At 31.8% G+C, this 16,052-nt stretch carries 13 protein-coding genes; 4 read left to right on the forward strand and 9 right to left on the reverse strand.

Annotated elements, in window-relative coordinates; translation table 11 throughout:
- From A9G12_RS04840 to A9G12_RS04850, 3 genes are read right to left on the reverse strand one after another with little or no spacing between them, the layout of a single operon-like run.
- A complete protein-coding gene (locus tag A9G12_RS04840; RefSeq protein WP_065564140.1) occupies nucleotides 1-942 on the reverse strand; it encodes a sugar phosphate isomerase/epimerase family protein in 942 nt (313 codons plus the stop codon).
- 29 nt (nucleotides 943-971) lie between these two features.
- Complete coding sequence (locus A9G12_RS04845; RefSeq protein WP_065564748.1) at nucleotides 972-1,985, reverse strand: Gfo/Idh/MocA family oxidoreductase; 1,014 nt, start codon at nucleotides 1,983-1,985, stop codon at nucleotides 972-974.
- A gap of 50 nt (nucleotides 1,986-2,035) precedes the next feature.
- Entirely contained in the window at nucleotides 2,036-2,890 is an 855-nt protein-coding gene (locus A9G12_RS04850) for a helix-turn-helix domain-containing protein (protein WP_065564749.1), read from the reverse strand.
- A 598-nt stretch (nucleotides 2,891-3,488) separates the two neighbouring features.
- Between A9G12_RS04850 and A9G12_RS04855 the strand changes: the two genes are divergently transcribed.
- Entirely contained in the window at nucleotides 3,489-4,895 is a 1,407-nt protein-coding gene (locus tag A9G12_RS04855; protein WP_065564750.1) for a sugar porter family MFS transporter, read from the forward strand.
- A gap of 590 nt (nucleotides 4,896-5,485) precedes the next feature.
- Here the strand turns inward: A9G12_RS04855 and A9G12_RS04860 are convergent.
- The 6 genes from A9G12_RS04860 to iolC form a co-directional block, all read right to left on the reverse strand.
- Nucleotides 5,486-6,391: a sugar phosphate isomerase/epimerase family protein gene (locus tag A9G12_RS04860; protein WP_065564751.1), complete on the reverse strand. Its 906-nt coding sequence runs from the start codon at nucleotides 6,389-6,391 to the stop codon at nucleotides 5,486-5,488.
- A 116-nt stretch (nucleotides 6,392-6,507) separates the two neighbouring features.
- Entirely contained in the window at nucleotides 6,508-8,448 is a 1,941-nt protein-coding gene (iolD, locus tag A9G12_RS04865; protein ID WP_065564752.1) for a 3D-(3,5/4)-trihydroxycyclohexane-1,2-dione acylhydrolase (decyclizing), read from the reverse strand.
- A gap of 127 nt (nucleotides 8,449-8,575) precedes the next feature.
- Nucleotides 8,576-8,830 carry an HPr family phosphocarrier protein gene (locus A9G12_RS04870; protein ID WP_065564753.1) on the reverse strand — a complete coding sequence of 85 codons (255 nt, stop codon included), beginning with the start codon at nucleotides 8,828-8,830 and terminating at the stop codon, nucleotides 8,576-8,578.
- Nucleotides 8,831-8,887: 57 nt separating this feature from the next.
- Nucleotides 8,888-9,712, reverse strand: coding sequence for a 5-deoxy-glucuronate isomerase (iolB, locus tag A9G12_RS04875; RefSeq protein ID WP_065564754.1), 825 nt, complete (start codon nucleotides 9,710-9,712; stop codon nucleotides 8,888-8,890).
- 66 nt (nucleotides 9,713-9,778) lie between these two features.
- A complete protein-coding gene (gene fba, locus A9G12_RS04880) occupies nucleotides 9,779-10,636 on the reverse strand; it encodes a class II fructose-1,6-bisphosphate aldolase (RefSeq protein WP_065564755.1) in 858 nt (285 codons plus the stop codon).
- A gap of 84 nt (nucleotides 10,637-10,720) precedes the next feature.
- On the reverse strand, nucleotides 10,721-11,680 hold the full coding sequence (iolC, locus tag A9G12_RS04885; protein WP_065564756.1) for a 5-dehydro-2-deoxygluconokinase: 960 nt from the start codon (nucleotides 11,678-11,680) through the stop codon (nucleotides 10,721-10,723).
- Nucleotides 11,681-12,366: 686 nt separating this feature from the next.
- Between iolC and A9G12_RS04890 the strand changes: the two genes are divergently transcribed.
- The 3 genes from A9G12_RS04890 to A9G12_RS04900 all read left to right on the forward strand — a co-directional run bounded on the left by A9G12_RS04890 (nucleotide 12,367) and on the right by A9G12_RS04900 (nucleotide 15,878).
- The gene (locus tag A9G12_RS04890) at nucleotides 12,367-13,143 is read left to right on the forward strand and encodes a helix-turn-helix domain-containing protein (RefSeq protein ID WP_255306584.1); all 777 of its coding nucleotides are present in this window, start codon (nucleotides 12,367-12,369) and stop codon (nucleotides 13,141-13,143) included.
- A gap of 610 nt (nucleotides 13,144-13,753) precedes the next feature.
- Nucleotides 13,754-14,677 carry a TIM barrel protein gene (locus A9G12_RS04895; protein ID WP_065564758.1) on the forward strand — a complete coding sequence of 308 codons (924 nt, stop codon included), beginning with the start codon at nucleotides 13,754-13,756 and terminating at the stop codon, nucleotides 14,675-14,677.
- A gap of 28 nt (nucleotides 14,678-14,705) precedes the next feature.
- The gene (locus A9G12_RS04900; protein ID WP_065564759.1) at nucleotides 14,706-15,878 is read left to right on the forward strand and encodes a Gfo/Idh/MocA family protein; all 1,173 of its coding nucleotides are present in this window, start codon (nucleotides 14,706-14,708) and stop codon (nucleotides 15,876-15,878) included.
- The last annotated feature ends 174 nt before the right edge of the window (nucleotides 15,879-16,052 follow it).

The raw sequence follows: 16,052 nt of genomic DNA on the forward strand, positions 1-16,052 counted from the left end.
TTATTTACTAAGGGTCGCTTCTAATGCATCAATAGATGTACGCAAACCTGCTTCTACACTCATAGTCAAATCTTCCATTTCTAAAGAAACATAACCATCATAACCAGTCATGCTCAATACTGAAAAGAACTCTTTCCACCATTGTAGATCTTTACCACAACCAACAGCAACATAGTTCCAAGTTCTGTTTTTGGTGTCTGTAACAGGTTTATATTCCATTAGACCATCTATATCGGCTAATCCTCGTTCAATGCGAGCATCTTTACCATGAACATGGTAAACCGCACCTTCTAATTTACGAGCACCGGCAATTGGATCTGCTCCCATTGCAATTAAGTGAGAAGGGTCCAGGTTCATTCCAATAATCTCACCTACTGCATCACGTAAACGTAGCAATGTCGAAGGATTATAAACAAGTTGACATGGAAATTCTTCTAGTGCAATTTTTTCTACGCCATGTTTTTTTGCATGTTTTGCAAATTGCTTCCACCATGGAATAGCAACTTTATTCCACTGATAGTCAATAGCACCTGGCATATAATCAGGCCAAGATATAGTAGAAGTGATCCAGTTAGGGATTTTATCATCAGGCCCCCCCCCAGGTAATCCACTCATCATTACTATTTTTTTTACGCCTAATTTACCGGCTAACTCAACGGTTTGGTAAGCTGTATGTGTATGTTTTTCTCCCATTTCACCTGGAGCTAAAGGGTTACCGGAACAGTTAAGCGCAGCAATTTCCATTCCACGTTTAGTTAATTCGGCTTTAAATGAAGCTAATTTTTTATCATCAGCTAATAACTCAGCGGTTTTAACATGTGGGCAAGTAGCCCAACCTCCAGCAGTCATTTCAACTGCGTTAATGCCGTATGCTTTTACTTTATCCAACATTTCAGGGTATGGAAGAGTGGCTAATACATCTGTACATAATGCTAATTTCATCATTGTATCCTCTAAATTAATATCAACTTTTATTTTCTATAAAATGCCGGACATTTAGGTAAATCAACGGGTGTAATTTGACCACTTTTTAATGCGAGCATACCTGCTGCTGCTGTTTTAGACGCAACAAAACCATCCCAAGCAGAAGGACCAGCAACAATATTATTTTTAGCATTATCAATAAAAGATTGTAATTCAATGTCATAAGCAACAATAAAACGTTCGCGCCAATCAGAATTTACATGTTCACCAAATTGACCTTTTGTCCGAGTCTTAACTTGTAATGGTGATGGCATATAAGCGATACCTTCCTCACAAACAACATCACAACGAATATCATATCCGTATTGACAATTAACAAAGAGATCGATGCTAATAAGAATGCCTTTTTGGGTTTTTAATAAAACCATTTGTGGATCTTGGACACCTTTGAGAGCATGTTTTGTTCTTCGAGGTGATACAACTTGAATTGATTGATAATCATCATCAAGTAACCAACGTAAAATATCAAACTCATGAACCATACTATCAGTTACACCCATATCGGTTGTGTAACTATCACCAACTGTTAAGTTATGATGAACACATTTTACAATTAATGGTTCTCCTAAATTACCTTCCGTTAATGTTTGTTTAAGTTTACGATAACAAGCATCAAACGAGCGCATAAAACCAACTTGAACTAGCCGTTTACCCGCTTTCATTTCAGCTTTTACTATATGCTCACATCCTTCAGCGGTGACTGCTAGCGGTTTCTCACAAAATACGGGTTTACCTGCATTAATTGCGGCTAAGACATATTCTTCGTGGGTAGGTCCTGATGAAGTGACTAAAATAGCATCTACATCTGGTGATGAAATGACATCATGACCATTGGTATAAGCTTTGCCTTTAATATTATATTTTTTTAGAACGCTTTGAACATGTTCTAAATTAATATCTGATGCTGCGACAATTTCGCAACCATTTAGTACTTGAGTGCATCGACGAATATGATCTTGACCTATCATGCCGACACCTATTACACCAATTTTTATTACCATGTTATTCTCCTTACATGCATATTTTTAAATTAAATTTGTTGCTATAAGTTTTATGTTTTATCTAGCCATAAATTTTTATATTTAACTGGAGACATTCCAATAACTTTTTCAAAAATATTGTGGAAATTACTTACGTTACTGTAGCCAACTTTATTTGCAATTTGAGCTACACTATAATTTGAATGCAGTAAAAGTGATTGAGCCTCACCTAAACGACGGCGAATAATATATTGCTTAGGAGAGTAACCAGAAAAAGCTTTAAAAGTATGTGAAAGGTAATAACGGTTAACATTTAACGCTTCACTAATCGATTCAATATCAATTTGTTCAAGGTAATATTTATCTAAAAATTCTTTAATTCTCAGTCCTAAAGTTATTTTTTTATGATTTACATGCTTTTCTCGTTCATTAAAACTAGTATGAATAGTTAAGAGAAAACTTAATGTAGAATAAAAAATAATTTCATTATGAATAGGATTTGATTGGGTGGAATGGAATAGAAAAGTTTCAAAGTAGTTTTTCATTTGTTCAATTATATTATTCATATTAATCACAGGTTGTTGGTTTTTAGAAATAATACTATTAACTGGTAATTGTTTGATTCTTAAATTACTTATACCACAACAATAAATGACTAATTCTTTGCTAGGTAAAGGTTGCTCATCATGAATAATACCGGCATTAAAGATTAGAACATCGCCTTCTTTTACGCTATAAAATTCACCACCAATGTTATAGTTGCCACTACCTTTATAGATAAACATAACTTCAAGTCGATCACTATGACTATGAATTACTCTTGGTATTGCACCATTTTCACCATGAACCCTACTTACAAAAAGTAACTTAGGTTTACTTATGAAAATTGTATCTGGCGGATTATCATATTTGATATTAATCAACATATTTAAACCTTAACTAGTTATATAACTGACTATTAATCTAAAATATATTTATAAAAAAAGTAATACTTTTTTGGGTTTTCATTTTAAAGTTATATATTTGTTTTTTCTGTTTTTTATATTTAAACACTAACGAAAAGTCTGATTTTGTGCTATTTAGATAATGAAAAATACTTATATTAATTAAATTTCATTTACTCTAAATTATTTTTATAGCTGATAATAATCATATATATCTTAATAATAGAGATAGACACAGTTATTGTTGTTAGGTTTAACAATTATGGAGGATGTTCATTACCTAATGAAGAATGAATATTCTAAGTATAATTTATGTCTATTTATATTTAAAACATTATTAATATTCAATTAATTAAAATTAATTTAACCTAAACAATACATTCATAAACAATATAAACCTTAAATAGTTGTGAACTAAATCATATTTTTTTTGTTTTTTTAATTTAAATTGTGAACAACTTAAAAAATAAAAATTCCGCCATTATATTTTTTAGAAAAAAAATTCAATAATAATATAAGTAGTTTTAAATAAATATTTAACCAAGATCAAACAGCAAAACTAAAATAGAGGTGGATTATTATGAATATGAATAAAATTAAATATAACATGACATATGTAATGTTGTGTTGTAGTGTTGCGGCATTAGGGGGATTTTTACTCGGATATGATACGTCTGTTATATCTGGAGCTATCGAACCATTAAGTCGACATTATGAATTATCACCAGCAGAAACAGGTTGGGCTGTTTCTAATGTTATTATTGGATGTATTATTGGATGTTTTACTGCTGGTGGGTTATGTGACAAGCTTGGACGAAAGAAATCGTTAATTATTACAGCAATTTTATTTGTACTATCTGTGCTAGGTACAGCATATGCAACTAGTTTTACTATGTTTGTATTATTTAGAATGTTAGGTGGATTTTGTATTGGATTAGCATCAGTAATTACGCCAACTTATCTGGCTGAAATGGCTCCATCTATGTATAGAGGGCGAGTTGGAGCTCTTAATATGTTTTGTTGTGTTGGTGGGCAAGTAATTGTTCAATTTGTCAATTATTATATAGCTAAAGGGGCATCGCCTGAATGGATGGAGTTATTGGGATGGCGTTATATTCTAGGTGTTGCTATTATTCCATGCCTATTTTTTATTGTATTAATTTGGTTTATTCCTGAATCACCACGGTGGAATATTATGAAAGGTTTTGAGCAACAGGCTTTAAAAACTTTAACCAAAATATCAAATCTACAACATGCCCAACAAACTATGGAAGAGATAAAAAATTCATTTATAGAAATAAATCAGCATTCAACTTCAAAAATAACTTGGAATAAGAAAACGATGATATTTTTATTTTTGGGTTGTGCACTTGCAGTTTGTAGTATGAGTACAGGAATAAACGTCATCCAATACTTTGGTCCTTCTTTATTATTGAATATTTCTGCTAATATTGATGAAGCAATGTTTAAATCTAGTTTTCTTGCATTAGCTCAATTTTTAGGGGTTATTACGGGAATGTATATTACTGATAAAATGGGAAGACTAAAACTCGTGATGTTGGGTTCCATTTGTGCATTTTTTAGTATGTCTTATACATTTATCGCTTTTTATTATAATTTTCCTGGAATCTGGGCTGTATTAGGTTTATTTGTATTTATGTACACATTTGGTGCGTCTTGGGGACAAGTTGTGTGGACACTTATTAGTGAAATATTCCCTAACCAACTTAGAACATTTGGTACAGGGGTTTCAATTAGTATGATGTGGGCTACAAATTTTGTTATTGCTTTACTATTTCCAATTCTTAATAAGAATGAATTTCTTGTTGAGAAATTTCACGGCGGCTTTCCGATAATCATTTTTGCTTGCTTTGCAATTATTTCTCTCTATTTCGCTTGGCGTTTTATACCGGAGACAAAAGGCATAGCTTTAGAAGATATTGAACAAAAAGTATTAGACAAATTTTATAAAAATGGTACTAAATAATTATTCTAAAAAGTGAATTATAAAATTGAACGAGGCAGATAAAATCAATTGAATGGATCTATATGTTTGCCTCGTTGATTTTAACCGTTTAGTTGAAACAATAACACTTCTTATAAGTCATAGTGAAAATGGAATACAATAATTGTCACTATGATAAATATTAAAATCCGTTTTATTAATCTATAAAAAATATTCGTATTAAAGTAATTAATATATATTTATGAATTCATTGCTAATCTTAACATTAATAATATTAAATTTAGAGCATTTGTTATAATAGTGTATGTGAAATAAACAAAGAACTTAATTTAATTATTTTAAAAAAATATCAAATACCTAGTGGCAATATATTAATAATTTATCTTTAAAAGTAGTTAATAATGTTTTCATTTTGACTACATATTATTTTCTGTGAATTTTTCTTGTTTAGAATTTTTGCTATTTTGATATGGATTGTTTGTATTTTTCATATTCTTGTTTTAGAAGAAAGCGGTAGATAGTTATATATAAAAAAGAGTTACAGAAGATAATTTCTGTAACTCCAAAATAACTTATAGATTCGAAATTTTTATATATAAATAAACTATATGTTATTTACCTAATAACTCTTTTTCGATCCTTTCTCGAGCGGCAGGAGCTTGCACATCCATTTTCTCTGGGAAACCAAAATAAGAAACACAAGCAATTGATTCACCACCAACTTTATATGTGCGATTTGCAAAATCCATTTTGCGAAGCGTTTCAAAGATACCATCAAAATCAACTTCACCTTCTCCCATCGCAAGATGTTGATGTATAGTCGTATCACAACATCCCATACGATTGAGTGTAGGTGGATTGACAATATAACGGCAGTCTTTCATATGATTATAGGTATCAGCAAATAATACATGAGATAAAGAATCGCCCGCATATTCAAGCATGTGCCTTACATCTCCTTTTCCACGGTCATAATAGAATCCGTGTGGAGTTGAGTAAACATAAGTGAGATTATCACTTCGGAATGATTTAACAAAATCAACGGTTTCATCATTCAATTCGCAGAAATCATAAGGATGACTTTGAATTTCACAACGAATACCTTCTTTTTCAAAGATAGGTAATAATTCTTCCATAGATTTGAACCACATTCCATTACAAATTTCGGGTTGATTCGGATCTCCTGATAATTCTGTATTAATAACTTGTACACCAAGTCCGGCTGCAATTTCAATAATTCTTTTCCAATTAGCTACAGCATGTTGACGTTGGACTTCAGTAGGACCGCTCCAACGATAAACAACAATTAAAGAAGAAAGTTCAACTCCAGTTCGGTTTAGTGCTGTTTGATACTCTTTTTGGCACTCTCTAGAAAAGAGGGGATGGTTGTAAAAAGGGTTTATGCGTGGGTGTGGAGATTGTTCAATATATTTAAATCCCCAGTCAGCCACTTTGTAAACCATATCACTAATTGACATTTGCTTAGCAAGGACATCAACATCAAATGCTATTTTCATATAATAATCCTTTTTAACATTTAAAGTTTATAGTTTTTGTATGATTGCATCATCAAATTTACTAAAAACGATTAAATAAAACCTAACATCAAAATATTCATTTTAAAAATTATTGATCAATATTGACGAGCTTTTTCAATATTTTCATTTAAACAACGAGCAACTTCATTTATACGCTCACTAGTTGATACTTGAGCAACACCAACTCGCCACCAACTAAAATATTTATGAATCATGGTTTTTGGTAAGACTTTAATATCAATTAACGTTGATACTTTTTGTTTTTGTGCATCGATTAGTGCAGCTTTTAGTTCATCCGCATTGGTAACTGTATAGGTTTTACAACCATAAGATGCAGCGTTCATTGCAAAATCTACTGGCACAAAGCCACCGTCAAGTTTATTCGTCTTTTTATTTCTAAAACGAAATTCGGTTCCAAAACTATCCATGCCATGCTCTAATTCGAGATTATTGATACATCCGTTAGTCATGTTATCAAATAACAGTACATTGATTTTTTTGCCTTCTTGAATAGAAGTAACTAATTCAGAATGCAGCATCATATAAGCACCATCACCAACTAAGGTATAAACTTCTTTTTCAGGCTCGGCAATTTTTACACCCAATGAAGCATTAACTTCATATCCCATGCAAGAATAACCATATTCAAGATGATAAGTATGGGTGCCTTTACATTGCCATACACGCTGTAAATCACCAGGTAAACTGCCAGAAGCGCCTACAATGATGTCAGTATCTTTTAATGTATTATTGATAATGCCAAGCGCTCGGCTTTGAGTTAAGCAAGAACCAGTCAATTTGATAAACTCAGAAAATACCGCTTTCCTATCGATATGATCGGCAATTTCAGGAACAAAATCTTTTTCGTTGTATTCAACAGAATAAACACGTTCAACTTCTTTTGTATAATCAGCTCGGGCTTGTTCTATTTTACCGTTCCAATCAGCTTGATAATTACTATCAGATAATGCATTGAATAAAGCTTCTAATGCAGTTTTAGCGTCTGCAACAATATCAACACCGTCAAGTTTTAAAGCATCAAAACGCGAGACATTAATATTTAGGTAGTTAACGTCTGGATTTTTGAAAATCCATTTAGATGCTGTTGTAAAATCTGTATAACGTGTTCCAACACCAATGATGAGGTCAGCTTCTTTTGCTAATGTATTTGCTGCCAAGCATCCTGTTTCGCCAATACCACCAACGTTTAGGCTGTGAGAGGAAACAATAGCACCTTTACCAGCTTGAGTTTCACCAAATGGGATACCAAACTTTTCAGCAAATTTACATAAAATATTGGCGGCACTAGAATATTTAACACCTCCACCACAAATAATCAATGGTTTACGTTTACCTGATAATAATTTTAGAGCATCTTTAATCATTAATGGAGTAGGGGCTGTACGTTCAATACGGTAAACTCGTTTTTGGAAGAAGTAGTCAGGATATTCAAATGATTCGCCTTGAACATCTTGTGGTAATGCAATAGTTACCGCACCAGTCTCTGCTGGATCAGTTAATACTCGCATTGCATTGACACACGCACTCATAAGTTGTTCTGGTCGTGAAACTCTATCCCAATATTTACTGACAACTTTAAATGCGTCGTTAGTACTTAAACTTAAATCAGTTGGTTGTTCAATCTGCTGTAAAACAGGATCTGGTTGACGTGTTGCAAAAACGTCACCAGGCAATAACAATAATGGAATTCTATTTGCAGTTGCTGTTGCGGCTGCAGTAATCATATTTGCAGCACCAGGCCCTACTGAAGATGTACACGCATAAATTTGTTGACGTAATTTTTGTTTCGCAAATCCAATCGCAGCATGAGCCATACCTTGCTCATTACGACCTTGACGTACGATCAATTGACCACTATCTTGTTCTAATGCTTGTCCAAGACCTAGAACATTACCATGCCCAAAAATCCCAAAAATACCTTCAACAAATTTGATTTCTTGTCCATCTACTTCCACATATTGGTTATCCAGAAACTTAATTAAAGCTTGGGCAACCGTAAGTTTTATTTTTTTCATAATAAAATCTCTCTATCTTAATTTAAATCATCAAAATCTAAAAAAGCCTGTTGTTTTAACTCATTGTATTTTAAATAAATTATACATATTGGTTATTAATCAACAGTAACTATGCTTAAAAAGTAATTTATAATTTTTTAATAAAATTAACCAAATGCTCAACAGCTTTTTGTTCATCAGTTCCTTCTGCTTTAATTGTTAAGGTACATCCGCAGCTTAAGTCTAATGTCTGTAAGCCAAAGAACTTTTTAGCATTCGCACATTTCCCTTGTGATGTAACGGTAATATAAGATTCAAACGTCAATGCCTCTCGTACAAATAATCCAGCCGGTCGGGTATGAATACCATTTGGATCAGTAATTACAACATCTTGCTGATACATAAATTTATTTCCTTACACAATTGTTATTCACTTTGTGATAGTCCATAGTAAATTCATTTATTTTTTTATTGGATAAGCATCACTATTTATCCAATTATGATCCTTTTCCCAAGTAAATCGCCATTGACGTAATGGACCAGCCATGACATTAAGATAATAGTTGTTATAACCAGCAATCGTTGCCACAGGGTGATATCCTTTGGGAACTTTAACTACATCTTTATCATAAGCTGCAACACATTCATCTAGACTACGATCATCTGTATAGACTCTTTGCATGCAAAAACCTTGTTGTGGATCAAATCGATGATAGTAAGTTTCTTCCAATAATGTTTCATCAGGAAACGCATTACGATCATGTTTGTGACTTGGGTAAGAACTAGTATTACCTTCATCGGTATATACTTCTACAACCAATAAACTATCTGCTTGTTTATAGTCTGGAAGAATATTCTGAACATAACGTTGATTTCTTCCTTTTCCTCTATGTTCCGTATCTACATCTTCAGGAGAGATAAGTCTAGCGGGTAATTCACCAAAACCAGGGGCACTACATACAGCTAATTCAATATCTGTTTCTGCCGTTACCTTTATCTCATCATGATGAGGTACATATACAGAATAAGGGGGAATGCGTTCGAATGGTGACATGCGTTTACCAATTTTCAAATAATTTTCTTTGGTTGTTTTAACAGATGCCAACCCAGAAACTAACACTAAGCAGTATTCTCGATCTTGAGTAGAGAAGGAAACAGTTTGTCCTGATTTTAGTAGATATACATCAAATCCAATATATTTCCACCCTGCATTTTCAGGGGTAATGTGTTGAATGCGTCCTAAAGAGTCAGGAGTACTTTTTTTAGATAAAATAGATGATGACATATAATCTTCCTCCCTTTATTTTATCAATTACAATAAATCGTTTAAATTTTAAGATGACTAATTTATTTAAATTCTGTTAGCTGAGCCAATTATCTGAATAATATTAGTCATTTTTTCTATTAAAGCTTGTTTCGCTGGTAGCATAATTAATCTTGGTTCACAAACTTGTGGGTTTTCTTGTATTGTTTTTCGTACGGAATCAGCCCAAGTTGTTACAAGTTCTGTATTAAAATTAATCTTAGCATGACCTAATTGAATGCATTTTTTTAACTGTTCAACAGGTATTCCGGATGCTCCATGTAAAACTAAAGGAATCGTTAAATGGTTGTTAAGCCTTTCCATTTCCTTAAATCCTAGTTTTGGTCCACTACCGCTATATTTTCCGTGAACAGAGCCTAATGCAGCAGCTAAAGCGTTAACTTTAGTTTCTTCAACAAGCTTTATACATTCATCAAAATCAGCATAATTGATGCCACCAATCAGACCATCTTCATTACCACCAACAGTGCCAACTTCAGCTTCAACCGAAACACCTTTATTTTTAGCATAGTCACAAACAACTTTTGTATTTTTGATATTCTCAATTATAGGACTATGGGAACCATCAAACATTACTGAACTAAATCCAGCATCAATTGCTTGTAAACAATGCTCAACAGTTGCACCATGATCTAAATGCAAGGCTACAGGCACAGTTATTTTTAATTTTTTTTGAGTAGTTAACACCATTTGATATATACACTCAAAACCACCGAGATACTCAACCATTCTGTCTGAGACTGCTACAATAATAGGGGTTTTTTGTTGTTCAGCAGTTTCTAAAATTGCTTGAATCCACAATAATCCATTAATATTAAATTGTGCAACAGCATAGTGATCATGTTTTGCTTGCGTTAACATATTTGTCATTGATACAAAAGCCATAATGACTCCTTTACCGCGCTTAAGTGTTTTGGTTAATTAAAAATAAGTAGTACTACATAATAAATTTTATTTATAAATATATGACTACTTATCTTGTTCCTTAATTAAAGCTTCAATAGCCGCAACATTAGGCATTGCTTCAGAGGAACTATGTTTGCTAACTACGATAGCAGCAGCAGCAGCACCAAATTTAAGTGCAGTTTCGATGTTTCTTCCTGAATTTAGGGCATATAAAAATGCTGAAGCATAAGAATCCCCCGCACCAAATGTTTTTAAAACATTACTCTTGTAAGCTTTACCTTGAATTACTTGACCATCTTTGGTATAGGCATAAGAGCCTTTTACTCCATGTTTAATAACAATTAATTTTGGTTGATGTTGAAATAAATAAGCAACAGTATCTTTATTTTCACCTTTTTTATTTTCTAATTTATCAAACTCGTCACGTGTACCAATTACTACATCTGACATTTCGGCCATTAATGAGTAATATACAGATGTTTCTGCATCTGATTTCCATGTAGGATAGCGGTAATCAAGTTCAAATAGAATTTCAATATTATGTTTACGAGCATATTTCACTACTTGAAATACTGCTTCTCGGGAAGGGCTTCCTGATAATGCAGTTCCAGAAATGAGGATCTTTTTGGTTTTTTTGATATATTCCTCTTGGATTTCTTCTGGACGAAGGTATAAATCAGCAACATTCTCGCGATACATTAAAATACTACATTCTTCAGGGCTTTTTATTTCAGTAAAAACCATACCAGAGGTATGCCCTTCCTGATCAAAAATAGTATGTTCGGTATTAATTCCAACATCAGCCATATATTTTTTAATAAAGCGTCCATGCTGATCATTTGAAACTTTACCAATAAATCCTACTTTCATTCCTAGTTTTGAAGTACCAATTGCAATATTTACTGGAGAACCACCAACATATTTAGCAAATGTCATTGTTTCTTCCATTGGTCTATTATACTCAACGGCATTTAAATCAATGCAAGCTCGGCCTACTGTAATCAAATCAAATTGCTTTTCCATAAAATATTCACCTCATTCTATTAATCAATAAATTAAGTTATAAAAAATGATGAATAAAAGATAACATAAAAAATAATATATGACAAACTTTTGAGTATATTGTGATAAATATTTATCTTATAACTAATAGTTAGTCTAATATATTCTTGGTAAGGAAGATTTAATTTTAAAAAATTATTTTAAATTATATTGTTATACCGACTAGCTTTTATTGGATTTTCTAAGGTTTTTTTAATTAATGAATAGATTTATATATAATATATTTCTGATTAAAATAATTATTCATAATTTTATTAACAATTAGAATATTAATAATAGGAATGTTTGAATTTATTAATTAGTGAGTATTCTTTATGTAGATAGTGAAGTATATTGAATAGATTAAATAAATTAAAATGTTTACATGCAATAACTATTGTTTATTTTTTAAAACAATAATTATATTAATAAGTTACTTTATTTATATGCTATTAATATATATCTTTATAATATAATTGAAATTATATATTATTGTATAATTACACTAAATATAGATAACTAATTAAATCAGAATTTATGTAAAGGTAAGTATGATTACACTCAACGCAAAAAAATGTAAATTCGAATCTATTTTTAGTAATGATTCAGCGCCAAGGTTATTAAGTATTTGTTACCAGAATCATAATATTGCCAAATTCCCCAGAATGATGCATAAACATGATGATAGGATGGAAATCTTATTTGTGCAAAAAGGTAATGGCAGTTATTTGGTTGAAGGTGAAAAATATACCACCGGCAAAGGTGATATCCTTGTATATAATAGTGGTGTACTACATGATGAATGCCATGTAAATAATATTTCAAACCATGATATTATAATTTATAGTTGTTCTATTTCTGGTGTGAAAATAAATAAACTTCCTGCAAATCATCTTGTTGCGGCTGGCCAAGATATCTTAATTAAAAGTGGTGATTACGCTATAGATATAGAAACTATGTTTGAATTAATCCTTCGTCAAGTTAAAATTAATTCAAAAAATAGTGAACTCATTGATTATTTGACAAAAGCACTGATTCTATTAATTTATAATTTATCTCAGAATAATTTTAATCGAACTAATCATACAATTAATCATGTTTTGGGAACAAGAATTCAAAATTATTTAGATGAAAACTACAATAAAGATATAAAACTTGAAAATATTGCTCATGCTCTTAATGTTAATAAGTTCTATTTATCTCATATATTTAAAACATTTTCTGGATATTCACCAGTTCAATATTTAATCCGGCGTCGCATTGGTGAAGCACAAACACTATTGATCAATTCGCAATATCGAGTCACTGATATTGCTTATATAGTTGGATATAATAATATGAGCAATTTTCAACAAACTTTTGTCAAAATAGTTGGAATGACTCCTCATAAATACCGTTGTTTGATGTTAGATAAAGAAAGAAACGACTACATTATAATAAATTAGTTTAGCCATATCCTCACAATGGCTATTTATAGTATTATTTATATGATATTTATTTTTAAAATATCAAAACTAAATGGATATGTTTTGAGTATATTCTGATTTTGTTTTTATTGTTAAAAAGCAAGATTTTTAATTTTCCTTTAGATAAAAGAGAACCTTGTCACAAAAAAACACCTTTTTCCCTCCTAAAAATAACAAAATTTCGCAATTAATAAATTAACTTTTCGAGAATAATAACAACAATTTCAAAATCAATTGTCCCTTTATTGGAATTTTATATTTCTGTTGAAAACAGATTGGATAGTCTCTAAAAGTATTATTGGTTGATATATAACTTGTTGAATTCTTATGTTTTATTTTCTTGTTTTATTTTGAAACAAGTTGAGGATAAGTTGTATGACCACAGATTGGTGAAATATTTATAATAAATTATGGGTGGTTGAATGATGATCGCAACAATGAATTTTTGTATTGTTTTTCGCGATAGCTTTCATTTTACCCCAAAATATATACCAGTAACCAAAGGTATTTTACTTAATAAAATCAAAGATATTATTTTAAGAATAATTCAAAAGGTAATTAATTTATTGTTAATAGAAGGAGTAAAAATATGAGCTACAAAATAGCAAATGCACCGTGTAGTTGGGGTGTTGATGATCCTAAAAATCCTTATCTACCACCTTGGAAACGTGTATTAAAAGAAGCTCAATTAGCGGGGTATAAAAGTATTGAACTAGGTCCTTATAGTTATCTACCAACAGATCCAGTTTTATTAAGTGATGCATTAAATGAACATGGACTTTCTATTGTTGCGGGTACTATTTTTGATGATTTAGTTACTGAGTCCTATTTTCCTAATATTCTTGAATTAACAAAAAATATTTGTTCACTAATATCAAAAATTCCAACCGCTGAAAAAGTGGCAGGAATGGAGTACCAACCTCCTTATCTTGTTGTTATTGATTTTGGCAATCCTGAACGAGCAAAAATGGCAGGTCAAGTAAAAGAATCTCCTCGCTTATCAAAAGAAGATTGGGCGAGAATGATCAAGAATATCAAATATGTTAGTAAACTTGCTTGGGAAGAATACGGCGTTCGTCCTGTTATTCATCCTCATGCAGGTGGTTGTATTGAGTTTTCTGATGAAATTAAAATGATTGCGAACGATATTTCTTACGATATTGCTGGATTTTGTTTGGATACTGGGCATTTATATTATTCAGGTATGGATCCAATTTTATCACTTAATGAATATCAAGATCGTTTAGATTATCTTCATTTTAAAGATGTGAATAAAGAAGTTTTTGATCGTGTAATTCCTAAGAAAATTGATTTTTTCAAAGCTTGTGCTGAAGGTGTTATGTGTCCGATTGGTACTGGAGCTATAGATTATCCTAAAGTTAAACAATTTTTAGATAATATTAAATATCAAGGTTGGATAACAATAGAACAAGAACGAGATCCTCGTAATGTTGAAGGCAGTTTAACTGATGTAACCAATAGTTTGAAATTCTTACATTCAGTTGGTTTCTAATAAATTAGCATCTTATAGGGAGTAAAAAATGATTAATGGTACACGTAAAATTAATCGAACCATTCGTTGGGGAATGGTGGGTGGAGGCAGTACTAGTCAAATTGGTTATATTCATCGAAGTGCAGCATTAAGAGATAATAGTTTTCAGTTAGTGGCGGGTGCATTTGATATAGATGCCCAAAGAGGTAAAAATTTTGGCACACAACTTTTGGTTGCAGAAGATCGCTGTTATCCTGATTATAAAACAATGTTTTTAGAGGAAGCGAAGCGAAGTGATGGTATTGAAGCGGTATCAGTTGTAACACCTAATGGTACTCATTTTGAAATTTGTAAAGCTGCATTAGAAGCAGGTCTTCATGTTGTATGTGAAAAACCATTGTGTTTCACAACTAGTGAAGCAAATATATTAGTGGAATTATCGAAAAAATATAACAAGATTGTAGGTGTAGCATATGGATATTCAGGTCATCAGTTAATTCATCAAGCAAGAGATATGATTGCTAGAGGGGAACTAGGTGAGATTCGTATGGTTCATATGCAATTTTCTCATGGTTTTCATTCGGAAGCTGTTGAATTACAGAATGAAAGTACTCGCTGGCGTGTTGACCCTAAAATTGTAGGGCCAAGTTATGTGCTTGGTGACCTTGCTACTCATCCACTTTTTTTAGCAGAAACCATGTTACCAGGACTACGTATTAAAAAACTTTTATGTTCACGCCAAAGCTTTGTAAAAAGCCGTGCCCCATTAGAAGATAATGCTTACGTTTTAATGGAATACGATAATGGTGCAATGGGGCATATGTGGTGTTCGGCAGTTAATGCTGGTTGTATGCATGGACAAATCATACGTATTATTGGTTCTAAAGCTAGTCTTGAGTGGTGGGATGAACGACCAAATCAAATGAAATATGAGATTCAAGGACAACCAGCTCAAATCCTTGAACGAGGTATGGGATATTTGTCACCTAGAGCATTGGAAGATGATCGTATTGGGGGGGGGCATCCTGAAGGTTTATTTGAATCGTGGTCCAATCTTTACTGGCGTTTTGCTGTTGCAATGGATGCTACAGATAGAAAAGATGATAAATTTTTATCTACATTTTGGTATCCTGATCTTCATGCTGGTGTTGAAGGCGTCAAATGGATTGAAAACTGTGTATCTTCAGCTGATAAAGGGGCAATTTGGGTAGATTATAAGTAATAAATTGTAACAACTTTTTTGGTTCAATAATTTAGATATTAACAAATTATTGAACCATGCTTACTAAACATAAATAAACTTGAAATTTTTAATTATTAAAATAAAAAATATAATTTAAACTAGTTGATTATAAATTCATTATCAATTCCTTAAGTTTAATCGAAAATCACACTT

This window comes from Gilliamella sp. wkB112 (assembly GCF_001690685.1).
GTDB classification, from domain to species: Bacteria; Pseudomonadota; Gammaproteobacteria; order Enterobacterales; family Orbaceae; genus Gilliamella; species Gilliamella apicola_J.

Bases quoted from the DNA above. Each gene is read 5' to 3' on its own strand.
- A9G12_RS04840 (WP_065564140.1), bottom strand. From the start codon at position 942: ATGAAATTAGCATTATGTACAGATGTATTAGCCACTCTTCCATACCCT.
- A9G12_RS04845 (WP_065564748.1), bottom strand. From the start codon at position 1,985: ATGGTAATAAAAATTGGTGTAATAGGTGTCGGCATGATAGGTCAAGAT.
- A9G12_RS04850 (WP_065564749.1), bottom strand. From the start codon at position 2,890: ATGTTGATTAATATCAAATATGATAATCCGCCAGATACAATTTTCATA.
- A9G12_RS04855 (WP_065564750.1), top strand. From the start codon at position 3,489: ATGAATATGAATAAAATTAAATATAACATGACATATGTAATGTTGTGT.
- A9G12_RS04860 (WP_065564751.1), bottom strand. From the start codon at position 6,391: ATGAAAATAGCATTTGATGTTGATGTCCTTGCTAAGCAAATGTCAATT.
- iolD (WP_065564752.1), bottom strand. From the start codon at position 8,448: ATGAAAAAAATAAAACTTACGGTTGCCCAAGCTTTAATTAAGTTTCTG.
- A9G12_RS04870 (WP_065564753.1), bottom strand. From the start codon at position 8,830: ATGTATCAGCAAGATGTTGTAATTACTGATCCAAATGGTATTCATACC.
- iolB (WP_065564754.1), bottom strand. From the start codon at position 9,712: ATGTCATCATCTATTTTATCTAAAAAAAGTACTCCTGACTCTTTAGGA.
- fba (WP_065564755.1), bottom strand. From the start codon at position 10,636: ATGGCTTTTGTATCAATGACAAATATGTTAACGCAAGCAAAACATGAT.
- iolC (WP_065564756.1), bottom strand. From the start codon at position 11,680: ATGGAAAAGCAATTTGATTTGATTACAGTAGGCCGAGCTTGCATTGAT.
- A9G12_RS04890 (WP_255306584.1), top strand. From the start codon at position 12,367: ATGCATAAACATGATGATAGGATGGAAATCTTATTTGTGCAAAAAGGT.
- A9G12_RS04895 (WP_065564758.1), top strand. From the start codon at position 13,754: ATGAGCTACAAAATAGCAAATGCACCGTGTAGTTGGGGTGTTGATGAT.
- A9G12_RS04900 (WP_065564759.1), top strand. From the start codon at position 14,706: ATGATTAATGGTACACGTAAAATTAATCGAACCATTCGTTGGGGAATG.